Here is a 681-nt window from a genome sequence, read left to right on the forward strand (position 1 = left end):
TCGGGAACCGCTCGGCGAGCCGGCGCCATTGTTCGGCATCGCGGTGCGAGAGATTTGCGAGCCGTGATAGATTTCGGTTTAGGTCGCTGCTGACACCGAACCACTTGTCATTCGGGAAGACGCTGGCGAAGCAATCAGATGCAGGCGCGAAGGATAGACCTGCCGTAGCGAGCCTCTCCTGATACGCGCGGTAGAAGGCAGAACCGGCGAAGAGGTTCAGGTTCATCGCGCCGAGATCGTGCCTATAGCCGGGAAGTGTGAGTTCCTCGGTCCGCACCGCACCACCGCAGACTGCGTTGCGCTCGAACACCCCAACCTTCCAGCCGCGTTGCACGAGATGCGCCGCACAGGCCAGCGCGTTGTGGCCGCCGCCTACGAGGATTGCGTCAAAGCTCGTCATTCCTGTCCTCCTTGCGGCAAACGCACATTGCCCATCGCTCTCACGGCCAACTTTGGCTCGTTGGTCCTGAGTTTCACCGCGTTATTGGAACGCCTGCCGCAGTGGCGTCCATCGACGCAAATATCTTTTGGAAGGTCCCGTTCAGGACAGCCGAGATGCGGAGTCGCTAGCCGGTCCAGTCGGTGATCCTGACGACAACGTCGGCACAAACGCGTTCGGCATCTAGCCGGATCGTGATCTTCCCAACGACGGCAGGCCGTTAGGCCCGCAAAGTATTCCGC

1 protein-coding gene is annotated in these 681 nt (G+C 60.8%); it reads right to left on the bottom strand.

The annotated features are described in order from the left end of the window. Positions 1-400: phytoene desaturase family protein (locus tag AC1D0I_RS32840; RefSeq protein ID WP_477400225.1), on the bottom strand; the 400-nt coding region annotated here is incomplete at its 3' end. Between the last annotated feature and the right edge of the window lie 281 nt (positions 401-681).

Source organism: Mesorhizobium sp. P2_D1 (genome assembly GCF_056404455.1).